Source organism: Pseudooceanicola marinus (assembly GCF_020177265.1).
Lineage (GTDB): Bacteria > Pseudomonadota > Alphaproteobacteria > Rhodobacterales > Rhodobacteraceae > Pseudooceanicola > Pseudooceanicola marinus_A.
In genome coordinates, this window is sequence record NZ_JAIVMC010000001.1 from 61,535 (window position 1) to 79,559 (window position 18,025).

Here is an 18,025-nt window from a genome sequence, read left to right on the forward strand (position 1 = left end):
CGGGTCATCCTTCGGTTCGGCCGCTGGCCTGGGCCGCGGCAAGATGCGGGGGAAGCTGCGGCGTGCGGGCGTCCAGATCGGCGAAGGCGTCGCCGCCGGTGCCACCGGCCATGATGTCGCGCAGGCCCTGCAGCGCATCGAGGATCAGGTGCGCCTCCGCCTCCGGCAAAACCGCGCGGGCGGTGCCGAGGAAGGTCAGCACCCAGGTGCCCCGGGGCAGCGGGCCGGTCAGTGACAGGTCGATCAGCACCTCGCGGTCGCCATCGGCGGCGGTCGCGGCGATGCCGTCGCAGTCGAGGATCTGCATGGGGATGCCGACGCACATGGCTCAGGGCTCCGCCGGGAAGAAACGGGCGTCGCCGGTGCGGCAGGCCTCCGTCTCCGAGGGGCGATTGCCCTCGTAGTTCTCGCGCCGCAGCGAGGCGTCGGCCAGGTCGTCGGTGCGGGTCTGGCCCGCGCTGGCGTGGTGGCCACGGGCAGCCAGCCAGTCGCGGGCGATGGCGATGGCGTCGGGGATGCGCGCGGCGGTGGCAGGGCGCAGGCCGCCGCCGTAATCCTCCAGCTCGACCGGCTGGCAGCCGATCAGCACGATTTCGGCCGGGCAGCAGCCCATGAGCTGCGCTGTGGCGATCACGTCCTGGAACCCGGTCTGGTGCAGCGACATCTTCTTGGCGCCCATGAAGGCGGGCACCTCCTCGCCTTCGACGACCTTCATCGTGCCTGGCGCCAGGCCGTAGTCGACCGCGTCGAAGACGACCATGGCGTCGACCTCTTCGAGGAAGGGCAGCAGGTATAGGCCTTGCGTGCCGCCGTCGAGGATCTGCACCTCGGGCCCGTAGGACAGCGTGCGGGCAAGTTCTTCGACGCAGCGCACGCCAAATCCTTCATCCGCCCAGAGCACGTTGCCGATGCCGAGGATCAGGGCCTTGCCTGTCATGTGATGCGCCTCCGCTGGTCTTCGACGGGGCTCCTCTTCCCCGTGGGTGTGGGCCAATCTAGGCCTGGTGCGACCATCTGGACAGGGAAATGCCGGTCCAGACGCGAAGGAGTTAAGGGTCTGAAAGTATTTGTTAAATATTCCTTTTCGCACTTCTGGCCGCTGTCAAAAGTGGTCACGAACTTTCCACTTTGTATCTCAAGCGAAAAGTGCAATATGCCAACGAAAATGGCGGCCCCCGCAGGGACCGCCATCCTCTTTCCACCCGACTCGCGAAACGGTCACTCCGGTGCGTCGTCCTTGAAGGTGCGGTGGCCCGAGATCATGGTCGAGACCATGGACTGACGCGACATGATGTCTTCGCGGATGGCCGCGTAGATGTGGATCATCATGAAGACCAGGATCGCGTACATGCCCAGATGATGCAGCGAATGCAGGACCTGGCTGTTGCCGATCCAGTCGCGCAGCGGCCCGAAGATCGCGTCGAGCCAGCTGCCCTGGCCGACCCCTTCGGCATAAAGGGCGAAGCCCGTCACGATCATGAAGGTCAGGCCCACGGTCATGAAGAAGAACATGGCGATCTGCGCCAGCGGGTTGTGCCCGATGTACTTCTTCGGGGTCTTCTCGATGAAGGCGTACCACTTCATCTCGTGCCAGATCTCCTGCCACCAGCTCTTGCGGGCCAGGGGCAGGTAGAACATCTGCCGTGCATGGTGATTGCCGACGAAGGCCCAGTAGATGCGCCCGAAGAAGCCTACGGTCATGATCATTCCGGCGGCGAAATGGGCAAAGCGGATGTAGCCGAAGACGAACTGGTGTGTCGCCTCGCCGATCTGCATCGAAGGCGGTGGCGAGCCGATGAACCAGCCGGTGACGATCAGCACCAGGATGGCGGCGGCGTTGATCCAGTGCCACAGGCGCACCGGCCATTCGTAGACGTAGATCGAGGTCTGGCGGGTGACGTGGTGCTGGCCCGTGTGACCGGCGTCGGCGGTGCCGAGGGGCGGGCGGCCTCCCGCAGGCTGCCCGGAAGAGCCTGCCGCGCCGGTCATTTCCGCGCCCTCCGCAGCACCAGCAGCGACACCACCGCGACGGCGGCCAGCACGAGCACGGGCCAGGCATGGGCCGCGGCGTGATCGGAGACCGGGCCGTGCAGCCCGTGGGCCAGGGCCACCCCGGGCAGGGGGACCAGGGCGCCTGCGGCGGTCAGGATTGCAAGACGTGTCATGTGCTGTTCCTCCCTCAGCGAACCTTGACTTCGGTCAGTTCGTCGCCGTCGGGCGACATCACGTGGGTCGAGCAGGCCAGGCAGGGATCGAAGCTGTGCAGGGTGCGCAGGATCTCCACCGGTTCCTCGGGGCGTTCCATGGGCGTGTTCATCAGGCTGGCCTCGAAGGCACCGATGTTGCCCTGAACGTCGCGGGGGCTGCCGTTCCAGGTGGTGGGCACGACGCATTGGTAGTTCTCGATGCGCCCGTCCTTGATGCGGATCCAGTGGCCAAGCGCGCCGCGCGGCGCCTCGGTCATGCCCACGCCCTTGGCCTCTGCGGGCCAGGTGGAGGGATCCCATTTCTCGATGTTGGCCGTCGTCTCGTCGCCGTTCTTGATGTTCTGCACCAGCTTGTCGAAGAAGTGGCGCTGCAGACGGCCGCAGTATTCGGATTCCAGCGCCCGTGCGGCGGTACGCCCCAGGGTGGAGAAGATGGCGTCGAACGGTAGGTCCATGTCGCGCAGAAGCCCGTCGACCTGGTCCTTGATGTCCTCGTGCCCCTGGGCATAGCCGATGATGTAGCGCGCCAGCGGGCCCACCTCCATCGCGTGGCCGCGCCAGCGCGGCGCCTTGATCCAGGAATATTTCGCCGCCTCGTCCAGCTCCTCGATATTGGTGCGGGTGCCCTTGGCATTGGGGCCCAACTCGTACTGCGCCTCGGTCACCCCGTCCCACGGGTGCAGGCCCCGGCCCGGCTCGCCATAGGTGTACCAGGAATGGTCAACGAATTCCTGCACCTGTTCGGGGTCGCGCGGATCGACGTCCAGCACCTCGTTCAGGTTGCCGTTGATGATCGCGCCGCGCGGCAGATGCAGCTGTTCGGGCGAGAAATCGTTGGGGTGCTCGGGGATGTCGCCATAGGCCAGGCAGGCCTGCGAGGACAGCCCGCCGCCGTAGAGCCAGTTGCGGTAGAAACCGCCGATGGCCTTCACGTCGGGGATGTAGACGTTGCGGTTGAATTCCTGCGTCTTGTCGATGATCGACGACACCAGGTTCAGCCGTTCCATGTTGATCGCGCCGACCGCGCCGGTGGAATGGACGTTGATCGGGCAGGGCACGCCACCCACCAGCCAGTTGGGATGGGGGTTCTTGCCGCCGAAGATCGTGTGGATCTTCACGATCTCCTTCTGAAGATCGAGCGCCTCGAGATAATGCGTCGTTGCCATCAGGTCCGCCTCGGGCGGCAGCTTGTAGGCCGGGTTGTCCCAGTAGCCATTCTTGAACAGGCCCAGCTGACCGCTTTCGACGAACTTCTTCAGCCGGTTCTGCACGTCGCGGAAATAGCCCGGGCTGGACAGCGGATGGTTCGGCCCCACGGTCTGCTGCAACTCGGAGGTGGCGCGGGGATCGGCGCGCAGGGCGTTGATCGGGTTCACCCAGTCCAGCGCGTGCAGGTGGTAGAAGTGGACGACGTGGTCGTGGATTTCCAGCGCCAGCTGCATCATGTTGCGGATCGAGTTGGCGTTGTCGGGGATCTGGATGCCAAGGGCATCCTCGACCGCGCGCACCGAGGTCAGCGCGTGGGTGCCGGTGCAGACACCGCAGATCCGTTCGGTGAAGGCCCAGGCGTCGCGCGGATCGCGGCCCTTCAGGATCACCTCCAGCCCGCGCCACATTGTGCCGGTGGAAACGGCGTTGCGGATGACCCCCTCGTCATCCACGTTCACTTCGCAGCGCATGTGCCCCTCGATGCGGGTCACCGGGTCGACGACGATGCGGCGACCGGAATTGTCGAGCGAAAAGCCGTTGGGCGTGTCGAGAACCATGGCTTACACCTCCTCCTTGGACCGGGTGTCCTGTGTCTTGCGTTGGGCCGATTTCAGCGCCGAGACGGCGGCGTGCAGGGCGATGCCCCCGCCGACGACACCGGCAGCGGCCAGGCCCACCTTGTCGGCGTTCGCCTCCACCCCGAACTGGGTCAGGTCGGTGACGCGGTTGTAGAAACTGCCCTGGTCCCAGAACCCGTCCTCGGAACAGCCGATGCAGCCATGGCCCGACTGGATGGGGAAGCTGGTGCCCTCGTTCCAGCGCACGGTGGAACAGGCGTTGTAGGTGGTCGGACCCTTGCAGCCCATCTTGTAGAGGCAATAGCCCTTGCGCGCGTTCTCGTCGTCCCAGTGTTCGACGAACTGACCGGCGTCGAAATGCGGACGGCGGTAGCACTTGTCGTGGATCCGCTGGCCGTAGAACATCGCCGGGCGGCCCTGACGGTCCAGCTCCGGCAGGCGGTCGAAGGTCAGCATGTAGGTGATGACGCCGGTCATCACCTCGGCGATCGGCGGACAGCCCGGCACCTTGATGATCGGCTTGTCGGTGATGACCTTGTGCACCGGCGTGGCGCGCGTCGGGTTCGGTTTCGCTGCCTGGACGCAGCCGTAGCTGGCGCAGGCGCCCCAGCTGATGATCGCCTTGGCGTCCTTCGCGGCATGGCGCAGCTGTTCGACGAAGGGTTTGCCGCCGACGATGCAGAACATGCCGTCCTCGTCCAAGGGCGGGTTGCCCTCCACGGCCAGGATGTAGTTGCCCTTGTACTTCTGGATGGTGTCTTCCAGCGCCGCTTCAGCCTGATGCCCGGCGGCGGCCATCAGCGTGTCGTCATAGTCGAGGCTGATCATCGACAGCACCACATCCTTGGCCAGCGGGTGCGCGCTGCGGATGAAGCTTTCCGAGCAGCAGGTGCATTCCAGCCCGTGCACCCAGATGACGGGCGTGCGCGGCTTCGTCTCCATCGCATGGGCTATCTTGGGCACGAAACTGGGGCCCAGTCCCAGGGCGGCTGCGGTCAGCGAGCAGTACTTCATGAAGCTGCGGCGGGTGATCCCCTGCCGGCGCATCACGTCGTAGAAGGTCTCGATCTGTGTCACGTGGCGTCTCCTCCGGTCCTTTGGAACGGGCGGGGCACCGCCCGGAGTGGATCCGTTTTCGCGCGTATGCCGGCGTATGCGGAGGAGAAAGTGGAGCCCGGGGGGTCACCTTTTTATCGACATATTCTCAATGGATTAGCGTGATTTTCCGCGCTGCGGCGCCCGGTTTCTGCGGGAGCGGCGCTTCCGGGCTACCAGGTGATCCGGTCAGGGTCTTTCCAGTCGGTCCCGCGCCGGGCCAAGGCGATGACCGCCTGACCCAGGGCCAGGCCGCCGTCCCCCGCCGGCACCCGGGCGTGGTGCAGAACCCGCAGGTCGGAGAGCGCCTCGGCGATCATCTCCGTCAGCAGGGCGTTCTGGAAACAGCCCCCCGACAGGGCCACGGCGCGGGCCTCTCCGCGTGCCACCAGGGCGCGGGCCGGGCGGGCGAAGCTGGCCGCGATCCACAGGTGCACGCCCCGCGCCAGCGCCGCCTCGGAGGTACCGCGTGCTAACCCCTCGATCAGCCCGTGGAACAGCGGCGCGGGGTCCAGCGTGCCGGCGTCGGTGATCTCTGCCAGGTCCCAACGGGGCGTCTCGACATCGCGGGCGCGGCCCGCCAGGGCCTCCAGCCGCATCGCGGCCTCGCCTTCGTAGCCCTGCGCGTCCGGGCAGATTCCCAGGCAGGCCGCCGCCGCGTCAAATAGGCGCCCGACAGAGGAGGAGAGCGGCGCGTTCATGCCGGAGCTGGCGGCCTGGCGCAGCAGGGCGCGCGGCGCATCCGGGAACAGCCGGTCGGCCGCCGAGCCGAGGCCTGCCGCGTCGAGGCGCATCAGCGCGTTGCGCCAGGGTTCCGCCTGCGCTCGGTCCCCGCCAGGTAGCGGCGCCGGGGCCAGCGCCGCGGCACGACGTGCACCGGCGTAGCCGCCCAGAAGGATCTCGCCCCCCCAGATCGTGCCATCGTCGCCCAGGCCCAGCCCGTCGAGGATAATGCCGGCCACGGGCCCGTCCTCCGCCCCCCAGCCTGCCTCGGCCATGCAGGCGGCCATGTGGGCGTGGTGGTGCTGAACCCGGACCAGCGGTAGGCCGGCGGCCCGGGCGCGTTCGGCCCCGTGTTGCGAGGCACGGAAGTCGGGGTGCCGGTCCACCGCCACCGCCTCCGGCGCGTGATCGAACAGCCCGGCATAGTCGCCATCGGCCTGCTGGAAGGCCTGCCAGGTCAGCGGCGCGTCCAACTCTCCCAAGTGATGCGACAGCAGCGCGCGGCCTGATTTCACCAGGCAGATCGCCGATTTCATCTGTCCGCCACAGGCCAGAACCTGGCCGTCCGGCAGGCCGGGGGGCAGGGGCAGGGTGCCGGGCACCGACCCGCGCCCGCGACGCAGCACGACGGGGCCGCGCGGGCTCATCCGCTCCACCTGGTCGTCGAGGCGGCGGGCGATCGCGCGGTCATGCTGCACGAAGGCCTCGGCGATCCCGCCCAGGGTGGCGCGGGCCTCGTCGTTGCCGATGGCCTGCGGCTCGCCCGAGAGGTTGCCGGAGGTCATCACCAGCGGGCGCGCCATGGCGTCGGACAGCAGGTGGTGCAGCGGCGTGGCGGGCAGCATCCAGCCCAGCTCGTCCAGCCCCGGCGCCAGGCTGTCGGGCAGGGGCATTCCCGCGCGGGGCAGCAGCAGGATCGGGGCGGCGGGGTCCGCCAGCCGGGTGGCGGCGGCGTCGGACACTGTCGCGTGACGCCGGATCAGCGCCAGCGGCGCCATCAGGGCCAGCGGTTTGGTCGGCCGGTGCTTGCGCGCGCGCAGACGCTGGATGGCCGCGGCGTTGGTGGCGTCGCAGCACAGGTGGTAGCCGCCCAACCCCTTGATCGCCAGGACCTCCCCCGCGCGCAGCCGGTCCGCGGCCAGCGCGATCGCCTCACCCGGCACCTCGGCCCCGTCGCGGGTGGCCAGCCAGGCGCGCGGGCCGCAGGCGGGGCAGGCCACGGGCTGGGCGTGAAAGCGGCGGTCTGCCGGATCCACGTACTCCGCCCGGCAGGCGGGACAGAGCGCGAAGGGGGCCATTGTGGTCTGCGCCCGGTCATAGGGCAGGCCGGTGACGATGGTGAACCGCGGCCCGCAGTTGGTGCAGTTGGTGAAGGCATAACCGGCGCGGCGCCCTGTGCCCCGGATCTCCGCCAGGCAATCGGGGCAGGTGGCGGCGTCGGGTGTCACTCGGGTTTCGGCGCCCGGCCCGCCGGAGGCGCGGATCTCGAACCCCGGGCCGGGGTCGGAGCTATTGTCGAAGCGATGCGGCGTGACCTCGATCGCCTCGATCCGCGCCAGGGGCGGGGCGTCGGCCTGAAGGGCGGCGGCGAAGTCACCGGCCCGGGGGCCGGCCACCGCGATCAGCACCCCTTCGGCATCGTTCAGGACCCAGCCGCGCAGGCCCATGCGTCGGGCCAGCTGCCAGCAATGGGGGCGAAAACCGACCCCCTGCACCTGGCCGCGTACGCGAAGAAGATAGCCCTGGTCCATCGTTGTCCCCGGTCCGTCAGTGCACGGTGCAGACCATGCAGGGATCGAAACTGCGCACGATATGCTGCACCGACAGGGGCGTGTCCTCCTCGGCGCCCACGGGGGCACCGACCAGCGCGGCCTCGACCGGGCCCGGGGTGCCCGCGGCATCGCGGGGGGAGAAGTTCCAGGTGGTCGGCGCGATGATCTGGTAGGAGGCGATGCGCCCGTTTTCGACCCGGAGCCAATGGCCCAGGGCGCCGCGCGCGGCTTCCAGCAGACCGGTGCCGGTGCCCTCGCGCAGGGTCGGGGCCGGATCCATGAAGCGGGCGTCGGGATCCAGGTCGCGGGCCAGTTCCTCCAGCAGGATCTGGGTGCGCGCGATCTCCAGCAGGCGGCCGGCGATGCGGGCACGCACGCCGCCTTCTGCCGCCAGGGCGCGCGCCAGCGGATGGCCGTCCACGATCTGCCGGGCCAGGGCGCCCACCTCCACGGTGCGGCCGCCCAGGCGCGGGGCCTTGCACCAGGAATAGGCCGTCTCGCGCATGTCCTCGTCCGGTTCGGTCCGCCCGGCCTGGGGGTGGGCCGTCTCGCCCAGCATCCAGGCATGGGACAGGTCCTCGGCGATCTGCGCCGGATCGAAGGGGGACAGAGCGCCGTCCTCCCAGACCCCGGCCGCCAGGGCGCGCCCCTCGGCCAGCGGGTAGGCGCCGGCTGAGAGGTAGCGCCCGGGGCCACGGCCCGCTTGCGCCAGCCCCAGGTCGGCGGCGATGCGCAGGAAGAGGCCGGCATCGCCTGCCTCCCAGCTTTCCAGCGACGCGATGTCGTCAAGTGCTGCGAAGGCCTCCGGTGCGCCGCCCAGAAGCACCTCTTCGAGGTAGCGGCGGTGGCCACGCAGGACCGACAGGATGCGGATGCGATCGCGGGCATCGGGGGCGCGGGTCACGCCGCCCGGCTGGATGGCCAGCGTATGCGGCCACTTGCCCCCGAGAGTCCCCGCGATATGGAAAAGCTGCGCGCGCGCCTCGGCGGCGCGGCGCACGGCGCTGCCCTGCTGGGCGGTGAACCGCTCCACCGCCGCTGCATGCCAGGCCCGGCCGGCATAGGCGGGGCGGGCAAAGTCGGGCATGAAGAACAGGTTGAAGTGGGTCACGTGGTCGGCCAGGTTTTCCACCGCATGCAGGATCGCGGCGGCGCGGGCGCCCTGGGGCGGCATCTGCACGCCGCCTGCATCGGCCAGCGCGAAGGCCGCCGCCGCCGACTGGCTGACCGAACAGATGCCGCAGATCCGCGGCGTGATCGTCAGCGCGTCGCGCGGGTCCTTGCCCTGCAGCATCATCTCGAAGCCACGAAACAGCGGCGAATTGGCCCGGGCTGCCGCCACATGGCCGTCGCGGATGTCCAGCTGGATCTCCAGGTCGCCCTCGACCCGGTTGAAGGGGCCGACCAGCAGTTGTCTTTCGCTCACTTGCGCGTGTCTCCTCCCGGCGGGATGCGGATGCGATCCGAATGGGCGTTGGTGTCGATCCGCCGGGGCGTGGCCGCCTTGGACAGCGAGGCCAGGGCCATGAACCAGGCCTTCGGCATGTCCGAGGGCAGGCCGACGGGGATCCCGGCGATGGTCGGCGTTTCGGTGAAGGGGTGGCGCGGTTCCTCGAACTCGGGCGCGGTGCAGTTGATGCAGGGATAGTTGCCCCGGGTGCAGGAGCCGGAGCCGTTCCAGGGCCGGATGTTGCAATCGCCATGCGCCTGGGTGCCGACGCAGCCCAGATGTTCCATCATGCAGCCGATCTCGGACAGTTCGCGGGCGCTGGCCTTGTATTCGTAGAACTCGTTCTTGGTGCAGCCGTGGTGCACCAGGTGGTCGGCGAAGAAGCGGGGACGGCCGAGCGGGTCGAGGTCCTCCGCGCCCAGCCGGTCGTCGGCCAGCAGCAGCAGGGTTTCCGTGATCCAGTCGGGGTGCGTGGGGCAGCCCGCGATATTGATCACCGGCCGGCCCGACCGGGCGCGGAAATCGCCGGGCAGGGCGCCGCCCGGCAGCTTGCCGTCATAGGCCAGCCCGATGGCGCCCGCCGGGTTGCCCCCCGCAGAGGTGATGCCGCCGAAGGCCGCGCAGCTGCCCACGGCCACCACGTCGCGCGCCAGTGGCGCCAGGGCACCGATCCAGTCCAGCATCGGGCGCCCGGTGCCCGCCAGCATGTGATAGCGCCCGGTGCCGCGTGGGCCGGTGACGACGGAACCCTCGACGCAAAGCACGTCGAGCGGGATCTCTCCGGCCTCCACGGCGGCCAGGATGCGGCGCACTTCGCCCCCGGTCTCCACCGACAGCGAGGGGTGCCAGAGCGTCTCGATCCCCGCATCGGCGAGCAGTTCGAAGACATTGGGACCCTCGGCGCAGAGAAGCGACATGGTGCAGCCGCCGCAGCCGGCCGATTGCAGCCAGAGCATGTTCATTCGCAGGTCTCCCCGGGGGTCATCGGCAGGGTCAGGCAGAAGGCGGCGCCACGCTCCGACGGCAGCAGGGCCAGGCGGCCACCGTGTTCCTCGGCGATCTTGTGGCTGATCGACAGGCCCAGACCGGTGCCCTGGCCGACGGGCTTGGTGGTGAAGAAGGGGTCGAAGATCGCCGCGTGGTGTTCCGGGGCGATACCGGGGCCATTGTCGGTCACCGTCAGCCGGGCGCAGCCGTCCTGGCGGGAGATGTCGATCACGACCTCCGGGGCCTCGGCGCCGCGCAGGGCGTCCATGGCGTTCTGCACAAGGTTCATCACGATCTGCTGGACATGGCCGGCGGTGCCGGTGACCTCCAGGCTGTCCAGTCCGGTGATCCTGGCGGTGATGCCCGATTTCGACCCGCGTTCGACCCAATGAGCGGCGACGCGCGCGGTTTCCACCAGGTCGAAGGGGGCGCCGGCGTCGCTGCCATCGGCCGACAGCCGGCGCAGGTCGGCCACGATGTCGCGCACCCGTTCGGCGCCGTCCCGGGCCCCGTGGATCGCGTCGCGCAGGTTCTTCAGGTTCCGGTCCAGCTTCAGCTCGGCGCGCAGGCGCACCAGTTCCTCACGTTCGGCGCCCCCCTGCACCCGGTCGAAATAGGCCTCGAACCGGCCCAGGTATTTCTCCAGCGCATGGGCATTGGCGTAGACGAAACTGATCGGGTTGTTCAGCTCATGCGCCACGCCGGCCAGCAGGCGCCCGAGGGAGGCCAGCTTCTCGTTGCGCACCAGCTGGGCCTGGGCCTCCTGCAGGCGGCGGTGGGATTGTTCCAGCTCCGAATAGGCCTGGCGCAGCTCGCCCAGGGGGCGGCCGACCAGCACCGCGCCCATGACGCGGCCCCGCTCGTTCACCCGGGCCGACAGGCCGATCTCGAAGGGGGCAGGGCCCTCGGCGGTCACGATCTCCGCTTCGAACTGGGCGGGGGCATGCGACAGGCGCAGGCCGCGCAGGGCGCCCGACAGCATCTCCGCCCCGGCAGGCGTCATCAGCCCGGTCACCGGGCGACCGTGATAGCTGTCGGCCGGCGCACCCGTGGTTTCGGCGAGGGAGGCCGAGACCTCCTCGATCATGCCGTCACGATCCAGCACGACCATCACCTCGGTCACCGAGTCGAGCACCGAGCCGATGAAGCGCCGCAGGTCCTGAAGCTCTTCGTTCTGCCGTTCCAGCTGTTCCTGGTGGGCCACCAGTTCCGCATAGGACCGGTCGACCGCCTCCAGCACGCTGGCCCAGGCGTCGTCGGTGAATGCGTTATGAGGCAGGTCGAGTTTCATGCCGTCCCCGGTGGTCTTGCGCCAGTCTAGGCGAGCGGGGCACGGAAAGAAATGGCGGCGTTGACCGCCGGGTCTGAAGCGCCGGGCGCGCCTGGCGTTTGCGGGCCGCGCGCCACTGGCGCGCTTGCCCCTTGCTGCGGATGCTCAGCGCGGCAGGCTTGCCGCCTCGCGCGCCAGTTCCTCGATCGCCTTCCAGTCGCCGGCCTCGACCAGCTTTTGCGGTGCCACCCAAGAGCCGCCGACGCAGAGGATGTTCTTCAGCGACAGATAGTCCTGCGCATTGCCGGGCGAGACGCCGCCCGTGGGGCAGAAGGACACGCCCGGGATCGGGGCGCCGATGGCCTTGATGGCCGCCGCACCGCCGGCGATCTCGGCGGGGAAGAACTTCTGCACCGAATAGCCGCGTTCCAGAAGCGCCATCACCTCCGACGCTGTGGCGGCGCCGGGCAGCATCGGCAGATCGGCCTCTTCGGCGGCGCTCAGCACCTTGTCGGTGGAGCCGGGGGAGACGCCGAACCTGGCGCCCGCGGCGATCACCCGTGTCACATGCTCGGGCGTCAGGATGGATCCCGCGCCCACGACGCCGCCCTCGACCTTGGCCATCTCGGCGATGACATCGAGCGCCACGGGGGTGCGCAGGGTCACTTCCAGCGCGGGCAGGCCGCCGGCCACTAGGGCCTCGGCCAGGGGGCGGGCATGGGCCACGTCATGCACGACCAGCACGGGGACCACGGGGGCCAGTTCACAGATCTTGCGGGCCTCGGCGGAGGCGGATTCAGGGGTCATGGACATCTCCTCAGACCACGTTGGAGGCACCGTCGCGGGCAGGCGAGGCGTTCTGGCGAAAGGTTTCGAACAGTTCGCGACCGATGCCGAAGCTGTTGGCCGAAAGGTCGGGCGTCACCGGCGTGCGGTTTTCCAGGTCGGCGTCGACGGTGATGGTGCCGTTCACGGCATCGAGCGTTACCACGTCGCCGTCCTGCAGCCGCGCGATCCAGCCACCGTCGGCGGCCTCGGGCGACAGGTGGATGGCGGCGGGCACCTTGCCGCTGGCGCCCGACATGCGTCCATCGGTCAGGAGCGCCACCTTCAGCCCCCGGTCCTGCAGCACCGCCAGGGTGGGCGTCAGGGAATGCAGTTCCGGCATGCCGTTGGCCTTCGGCCCCTGGAAACGCACCACGACGATGGTGTCAGAGGTGAACTCGTCACGCTTGAAGGCGGCCTTCACGTCGTTCTGATCGTGGAAGATGCGCACCGGCGCGGTGATGACATGGCGTTCGGGCGCCACGGCGGACACCTTCATGATCGCCGAGCCCAGCGGACCGGACAGCGATTTCAGCCCGCCCGATTTCTGGAACGGGTCGGAGGCCGGGCGGACGATCTTGTCGTTCTCGGATTTCCGCGCGCCCTCGGAATAGGTCAGGCGGCCATCGGCGCCGATCTGCGGCTCGCGGGTGTAAAGCTCCAGCCCGTCGCCGGCCACGGTCTTGGTGTCGTCGTGCAGCAGGCCGTCGTTCAGCAGCTGGTCGATCAGGTAGCCCAGGCCGCCCGCGGCGTGGAAGTGGTTCACGTCCGCCAGGCCGTTCGGGTAGACCTTGGCCAGCAGCGGCGTGACCGCCGAGATCGCGTCGAAATCCTCCGGGGCCAGGATGATGCCCGCGGCACGCGCCATGGCGGGCATGTGCAGCACCAGGTTGGTCGAGCCGCCGGTGGCCATCAGACCCACGATGCCGTTGACGAAGGCCTTCTCGTCCAACACCTCGCCCGCGGGACGGTAGTCATTGCCGAGTGCGGTGATCTCCAGCGCGCGTTCGGTGCCCGCCACGGTCAGTGCGTCGCGCAGGGGCGTGTTCGGATTGACGAAGGAGGCACCCGGCAGGTGCAGGCCCATGAATTCCATCAGCATCTGGTTGGAGTTCGCGGTGCCGTAGAAGGTGCAGGTGCCGGGGGAGTGGTAGGAGGCCATTTCTGCCTCCATCAGCTTGTCACGACCCACTTCGCCCGAGGCGAATTGCTGGCGCACCTTGGCCTTTTCGTCGTTGGGCAGGCCGGAGGGCATCGGGCCGGCAGGCAGGAAGATCGCCGGGATATGGCCGAAGGTCGCCGCGGCCATCACCAGCCCCGGCACGATCTTGTCGCAGACACCGAGGTAAAGCGCCGCGTCGAAGCAGTTGTGCGACAGGCCGATGCCCGCCGCCATGGCAATCACGTCGCGGGAAAACAGCGACAGCTCCATCCCCGGCTGGCCCTGGGTCACGCCATCGCACATGGCGGGCACGCCGCCCGCCACCTGGGCCGTCGCGCCCTTGGCGCGGGCCGAGGCGCGGATCAGCTCGGGGAATTTCTCGAAGGGTTGATGCGCCGACAGCATGTCGTTGTAGGCGCTGATGATGCCGATGTTGGCGGCCCGTCCCCCAGCCAGCGCGTCCTGGTCGGTCGGCACGCCGGCGTAGGCATGGGCCTGGTTGCCGCAGGTCAGGTGGGCCCGGACGGGGCCTGCCTCTGCCGCGCGACCAACCCGGTCGAGGTAGCCCTCGCGCCGGTCTCGGGAGCGTTCGATGATCCGGTCGGTCACATCGGCGATGGTCTGGTTGAGGGACATGGCTGGGGTCTCCGCTTTGGCGTCGTCCGGGGCGCCGGCCTGGGGAGGGGCCGGGGCCAATGAGTCGGCAGGAACTCTATCGCGGCCAGTTTAGCGCTAACAGCGCGGGATTCCACCCCGGTCGCACGGGGCAGTGTGGTTTGGGCCGATGCGCGCGGATACGGGGGCGCTACGCACCTGTACACAACTTCATTCCTATGCCCCCAGCCTGCCGCATTTCGGCCCCGTTTCCCATGCAAAAGCGTATGTGCGAAAAGCAGGGTCCCGGAAGGGCCCGAGGGAGAGAGATTTCAGGCCATTCAGGGTGCGGACGAAGGCGCGACGGGCGCGTCGGTCCCCCCGATCCGCCGCAGGGCCGCGAGAGCGCCGCCCGCTGTCCCGCAACGGAATTCGCGCGACCGGGCCGGAGAGGCCCCGCGACGCGCGTCCAGAGGCGACATTCTGTCGTTCCCGACTTCCCCAGACACGGGGAAGACTATAGGAGGGTGGCCATGCAGCCATCCTCCTCTTTTTTCCCGACGATCCGCCTGAAACCGAAATCCGACCCCCGGAAGATCCGGCACGGGTTTCCCTGGGTCTATGCCAACGAACTGGTCACCGACCGGCGCACCAAGGCGCTGACACCCGGCGCCGTGGCCCTGCTGGAGGATGCTGACCGGGCGCCCCTGGCGCTGGTGGCGGTGAACCCCGAAAGCCGGATCTTCGCCCGGGTTCTGGGCCGGCCAGATGCCGAAATGCCCCAGGGCGGGCCTGACCGTGCCTGGTTCGCGGCGCGTCTGCAACGGGCGCTGGACCTGCGCGAACGGCTGTTCGACGCGCCCTTCTACCGGCTGATCCACGCCGAGGCCGACGGGCTGCCCGGTGTCATCATCGACCGTTTCGGCGACACGGCGGTGGTGCAGCCCAATGCCGCCTGGGCCGATGCCCGGCTCGAAGCGCTGACCGAGGCGCTGGTGGCGGTCACCGGCGTGACCAACGTGCTGAAAAGCGCCTCGGGCCGCGCGCGCGGGCTGGAGGGGCTGGATGATGTCTCCGCCACCCTGGCGGGCACCGCGCCCGACGCGCCGGTGCCGGTGCAGATGAACGGCGCCACCTACATGGCCGATGTGACCGGCGGGCAGAAAACCGGGCTCTTCTACGACCAGCGCCCGAACCACGCCTTCGCCGCGCGGCTGTCGCAGGGCGCGAAGGTGCTGGATGTCTTCAGCCACGTCGGCGGCTTCGGCCTGGCCTGCCTGGCGGGCGGGGCCGACAGCGCGGTGGCCGTCGATGGCTCGGCCCCCGCCCTGGCCCTGGCCGAGCAGGGGGCCGAGGCCATGGGCGCCGGCGCCCGCTTCGAGACCCGCAAGGGCGATGCCTTCGCCCAGCTGGAAGCGCTGGCTGCCGAGGGCGCGCGCTTCGACGTGGTGATCTGCGACCCGCCGGCCTTCGCGCCGTCGAAACAGGCGCTGGAGGCGGGGCTGCGGGCCTATGAACGCGTCGCGCGCCTGGCCGCACCGCTGGTGACCGAGGGCGGCTTCCTCGGGCTTTGCTCCTGCTCGCACGCCGCCGACCTGTCGAAGTTCCGCGCCGCCTCGATCCGTGGCATCGGCCGCGCGGGCCGCGATGCGGCGCTGATCCACACCGGACAGGCGGGGCCGGACCATCCGATGCACCCGCAACTGGCCGAAAGCGGCTACCTCAAGGCGCTGTTCTTCCGGCTATGAAGGCGGTGCTGGACGCCTGCGTGCTCTACCCGACGGTGATGCGCGAAATGCTTCTCGGCGCGGCGCGCGCCGGGCTCTACCAGCCCGTCTGGTCGGAACGGTTGCTGGAGGAATGGGCCCTGACGGGCCGCAAGTTCGGCGCCGAGGTGGAGGCCCAGGCCCGGGGCGAGATCGCCCTGGCCCAGGCGGCCTTCCCGCAGGCCTGCCAGAAGACCCGGGCCGGGATCGAGGACTGGCTCTGGCTGCCCGATCCGGGTGACCTGCACGTTCTGGCGCTGGCTGTGTCCAGCTCTGCCGATGCCATCGTGACGGCCAATGCCAAAGACTTCCCGCGTCATATCCTGGCCGAAGAGGGCGTCAGCCGCGCGGACCCGGACGCGCTGCTGCAGGGGTTCTGCGACAGCGCGCCTGAGGCGATGCGCGCCCTCGGCGCCGAGGTGCTGGCCACCGCCCGGCGCCTGTCGGGCGAGGACTGGACCATGCGCGCCCTTATGCGCAAGGCGCGGCTGCCCCGCACGGGCAAGGCACTGGAACGCCTGTTCTAGGGGGATCCTCCTGCGGGGGTATTTTCAGCTTTCGGATGAGGAAAGAGCCAGCGCCCCTGACTATCCGACAGCCCTAAATACTCTGGGGGGAGACGCCGCAGGCGGCGGGGGGCAAGGCCCCCCTCCGTCCGTTCAACTGGCCTCGGCGCCGAGGGCCTTAAGTTGCTCGGCCGCGATCTCGTAGCTGCGGATCCGCGCGGCGGGGTCGTGGATCTGTGCGGCGGCGATGATCTCGTCGGGCTGGTAGGTCTCGATGAAATCGGCCAGTTGGCGGCGCACCATCTCGGGCGTGCCCAGGGCGGTGACACGGAACGCGCGTTCGACCTGCGCCAGAAGCGCGGGCGCCACGTGATCCTCGATCCGATCCACCGGGCGCGACAGCTTGCCAGGATTGCCGGTACGCAGCGCCGCGAAGGTCAGCTGCATCGAGGTCTTCAGCCGGATCGCCTCCTCTTCCGTCTCCGCCGCGAAGACGTTCATCGCCAGCATGAAATAGGGCTTGTCGAGCCATTCGGAGGGCTGGAAATGCGCGCGGTAGATCTCCGCCGCCTGGTCCAGCGCGTCAGGCGCGAAATGCGAGGCGAAGGCATAGGGCAGGCCCGCCTGGGCGGCCAGCTGCGCGCCATAGAGCGACGAGCCCAGGATCCAGACCGGCACCTTGGTGCCTTCGCCCGGGATGGCGTGCAGGGTCTGGCCCTCGGCCGGATCGCCCAGGTAGGCCAGCAACTCTCCCACGTCGCGGGGGAAGTGATCCTCGCCCGTCATGTGGCGGCGCAGGGCGCGGGCCGTCGGCATGTCCGTGCCCGGCGCACGGCCCAGGCCAAGGTCGATGCGGTCGCCGTGGATCGTGGCCAGCGTGCCGAACTGTTCGGCCACCGTCAGCGGCGAATGGTTGGGCAGCATGATGCCGCCCGCGCCCACGCGGATGCGTTTCGTCTGGCCGGCGATATGGCCGATCATCACCGCGGTCGCCGAGGAGGCGATGCCGGGCATGTTGTGATGTTCGGCCAGCCAGTGGCGGTGATAGCCCAGCTCTTCGGCGCGCTGTGCCAGCGTCACGGAGTTGCGGATCGCCTGGGCGGCGTCACTACCTTCGGGGATCGGGGCAAGATCGAGGAGGGAGTATTTCATGGTCGTCCTTTCTGGGCGCCTCGGGGAGGAGGGTCAGGCGCCGGTCCAGCGCGCGTCGAGGGCCTGGATGGCCGCGACGCGGTCGGGGGTCTTGGGGTGGCTCATCAGCCAGGCGGGGCGTCCTGCGCCCGCCGCGCCGGTGAGATGTTCCAGCTTTTCCAGCAGCGCCACCTGGGGGGCCGTGCCGATGCCCGCCTTGGTCAGCAGGGCGGCGGCATAGGCGTCGGCCTCGTATTCGTCGCTGCGCGACAGCCGCGCGGCCAGCAGCGACATGGCGGTATTGGCGATCAGGGGCCCGAGGCCGGGAATGAACCGGCCCAGCACCTGGGCCAGGCCGATGCGCAGGGCGTTCTGCCCGGAGAAGTCGATCATCCGGCGCCGGGAATGGCCCAGGGCGACGTGGCCCAGTTCATGCGCGATGACCGAGGCCAGTTCCTCGGCCGTCACGCGCCCTGCGCGGTAGGCTTCCAGGAAGCCGCGAGTGAGGAAGATCCGCCCGTCGGGCGCCGCCAACCCGTTGATCGCCGGGATGTCATAGAGATGCACCTTGATCCGTGGCAGGTCGAGGGCCTGGGCCAGCTGTTCCATTTGCCGCTTCAGCCCCGGTTCGGCCAGTTCGGCCGACCGTTGATCCAACTGCGCCTTCAGGCGCCAGGCGGAGAAGCGCCAGGTGACATAGCCGTAGAGCAGGGCCAGCAGGATCGGGGTGAGTTTCAGCATGTCACCGAT

16 protein-coding genes are annotated in these 18,025 nt (G+C 69.3%); 2 read left to right on the top strand and 14 right to left on the bottom strand.

Annotated elements, in window-relative coordinates:
- Positions 1-4: 4 nt before the first annotated feature.
- The 12 genes from LC066_RS00300 to edd form a co-directional block, all read right to left on the bottom strand.
- Positions 5-325, bottom strand: coding sequence for a HypC/HybG/HupF family hydrogenase formation chaperone (locus tag LC066_RS00300; protein WP_222479288.1), 321 nt, complete (start codon positions 323-325; stop codon positions 5-7).
- Positions 326-328: 3 nt separating this feature from the next.
- Entirely contained in the window at positions 329-937 is a 609-nt protein-coding gene (locus tag LC066_RS00305) for a HyaD/HybD family hydrogenase maturation endopeptidase (RefSeq protein WP_224896070.1), read from the bottom strand.
- Between the two features lie 281 nt (positions 938-1,218).
- On the bottom strand, positions 1,219-1,989 hold the full coding sequence (cybH, locus tag LC066_RS00310; protein WP_224896071.1) for a Ni/Fe-hydrogenase, b-type cytochrome subunit: 771 nt from the start codon (positions 1,987-1,989) through the stop codon (positions 1,219-1,221).
- Positions 1,986-2,165 (bottom strand): hypothetical protein, encoded by a 180-nt coding sequence (locus LC066_RS00315; RefSeq protein ID WP_224896072.1) that lies wholly within the window; start codon positions 2,163-2,165, stop codon positions 1,986-1,988. Before LC066_RS00315 ends, cybH begins: the two co-directional genes overlap by 4 nt.
- Positions 2,166-2,179: 14 nt before the next feature.
- On the bottom strand, positions 2,180-3,973 hold the full coding sequence (locus tag LC066_RS00320) for a nickel-dependent hydrogenase large subunit (protein ID WP_222479280.1): 1,794 nt from the start codon (positions 3,971-3,973) through the stop codon (positions 2,180-2,182).
- A gap of 3 nt (positions 3,974-3,976) precedes the next feature.
- Positions 3,977-5,071, bottom strand: a complete 1,095-nt coding sequence (locus LC066_RS00325) for a hydrogenase small subunit (RefSeq protein WP_222479278.1) — start codon at positions 5,069-5,071, stop codon at positions 3,977-3,979.
- Between the two features lie 191 nt (positions 5,072-5,262).
- Positions 5,263-7,563 carry a carbamoyltransferase HypF gene (gene hypF, locus LC066_RS00330; protein WP_224896073.1) on the bottom strand — a complete coding sequence of 767 codons (2,301 nt, stop codon included), beginning with the start codon at positions 7,561-7,563 and terminating at the stop codon, positions 5,263-5,265.
- A gap of 16 nt (positions 7,564-7,579) precedes the next feature.
- The gene (locus tag LC066_RS00335) at positions 7,580-9,010 is read right to left on the bottom strand and encodes a nickel-dependent hydrogenase large subunit (protein WP_224896074.1); all 1,431 of its coding nucleotides are present in this window, start codon (positions 9,008-9,010) and stop codon (positions 7,580-7,582) included.
- Positions 9,007-9,996, bottom strand: a complete 990-nt coding sequence (locus LC066_RS00340) for a HupU protein (RefSeq protein WP_224896075.1) — start codon at positions 9,994-9,996, stop codon at positions 9,007-9,009. The genes LC066_RS00335 and LC066_RS00340 overlap by 4 nt, the downstream gene beginning before the upstream one ends.
- Positions 9,993-11,312 carry a sensor histidine kinase gene (locus tag LC066_RS00345; RefSeq protein WP_224896076.1) on the bottom strand — a complete coding sequence of 440 codons (1,320 nt, stop codon included), beginning with the start codon at positions 11,310-11,312 and terminating at the stop codon, positions 9,993-9,995. Before LC066_RS00345 ends, LC066_RS00340 begins: the two co-directional genes overlap by 4 nt.
- Before the next feature lie 144 nt (positions 11,313-11,456).
- Entirely contained in the window at positions 11,457-12,104 is a 648-nt protein-coding gene (gene eda / locus LC066_RS00350; protein WP_224896077.1) for a bifunctional 4-hydroxy-2-oxoglutarate aldolase/2-dehydro-3-deoxy-phosphogluconate aldolase, read from the bottom strand.
- Positions 12,105-12,108: 4 nt separating this feature from the next.
- Entirely contained in the window at positions 12,109-13,914 is a 1,806-nt protein-coding gene (gene edd, locus LC066_RS00355; RefSeq protein WP_222479267.1) for a phosphogluconate dehydratase, read from the bottom strand.
- 491 nt (positions 13,915-14,405) lie between these two features.
- Here edd and LC066_RS00360 point away from each other — a divergent pair, with 491 nt between their 5' ends.
- On the top strand, positions 14,406-15,620 hold the full coding sequence (locus LC066_RS00360; RefSeq protein WP_224896078.1) for an RSP_2647 family RNA methyltransferase: 1,215 nt from the start codon (positions 14,406-14,408) through the stop codon (positions 15,618-15,620).
- Positions 15,617-16,165 (top strand): RSP_2648 family PIN domain-containing protein, encoded by a 549-nt coding sequence (locus tag LC066_RS00365; protein WP_224896079.1) that lies wholly within the window; start codon positions 15,617-15,619, stop codon positions 16,163-16,165. Before LC066_RS00360 ends, LC066_RS00365 begins: the two co-directional genes overlap by 4 nt.
- A gap of 132 nt (positions 16,166-16,297) precedes the next feature.
- Here LC066_RS00365 and LC066_RS00370 read toward each other — a convergent pair whose 3' ends face one another.
- Positions 16,298-17,296, bottom strand: a complete 999-nt coding sequence (locus tag LC066_RS00370) for an LLM class flavin-dependent oxidoreductase (protein WP_224896080.1) — start codon at positions 17,294-17,296, stop codon at positions 16,298-16,300.
- Between the two features lie 33 nt (positions 17,297-17,329).
- Positions 17,330-18,016 (bottom strand): M48 family metalloprotease, encoded by a 687-nt coding sequence (locus LC066_RS00375; protein ID WP_224896081.1) that lies wholly within the window; start codon positions 18,014-18,016, stop codon positions 17,330-17,332.
- Positions 18,017-18,025: the final 9 nt, after the last annotated feature.

Coding starts and splice junctions, on each gene's coding strand:
- LC066_RS00300 (WP_222479288.1), bottom strand. CDS start 325: ATGTGCGTCGGCATCCCCATGCAGATCCTCGACTGCGACGGCATCGCC.
- LC066_RS00305 (WP_224896070.1), bottom strand. CDS start 937: ATGACAGGCAAGGCCCTGATCCTCGGCATCGGCAACGTGCTCTGGGCG.
- cybH (WP_224896071.1), bottom strand. CDS start 1,989: ATGACCGGCGCGGCAGGCTCTTCCGGGCAGCCTGCGGGAGGCCGCCCG.
- LC066_RS00315 (WP_224896072.1), bottom strand. CDS start 2,165: ATGACACGTCTTGCAATCCTGACCGCCGCAGGCGCCCTGGTCCCCCTG.
- LC066_RS00320 (WP_222479280.1), bottom strand. CDS start 3,973: ATGGTTCTCGACACGCCCAACGGCTTTTCGCTCGACAATTCCGGTCGC.
- hypF (WP_224896073.1), bottom strand. CDS start 7,563: ATGGACCAGGGCTATCTTCTTCGCGTACGCGGCCAGGTGCAGGGGGTC.
- LC066_RS00340 (WP_224896075.1), bottom strand. CDS start 9,996: ATGAACATGCTCTGGCTGCAATCGGCCGGCTGCGGCGGCTGCACCATG.
- LC066_RS00345 (WP_224896076.1), bottom strand. CDS start 11,312: ATGAAACTCGACCTGCCTCATAACGCATTCACCGACGACGCCTGGGCC.
- eda (WP_224896077.1), bottom strand. CDS start 12,104: ATGTCCATGACCCCTGAATCCGCCTCCGCCGAGGCCCGCAAGATCTGT.
- edd (WP_222479267.1), bottom strand. CDS start 13,914: ATGTCCCTCAACCAGACCATCGCCGATGTGACCGACCGGATCATCGAA.
- LC066_RS00360 (WP_224896078.1), top strand. CDS start 14,406: ATGCAGCCATCCTCCTCTTTTTTCCCGACGATCCGCCTGAAACCGAAA.
- LC066_RS00365 (WP_224896079.1), top strand. CDS start 15,617: ATGAAGGCGGTGCTGGACGCCTGCGTGCTCTACCCGACGGTGATGCGC.
- LC066_RS00370 (WP_224896080.1), bottom strand. CDS start 17,296: ATGAAATACTCCCTCCTCGATCTTGCCCCGATCCCCGAAGGTAGTGAC.
- LC066_RS00375 (WP_224896081.1), bottom strand. CDS start 18,016: ATGCTGAAACTCACCCCGATCCTGCTGGCCCTGCTCTACGGCTATGTC.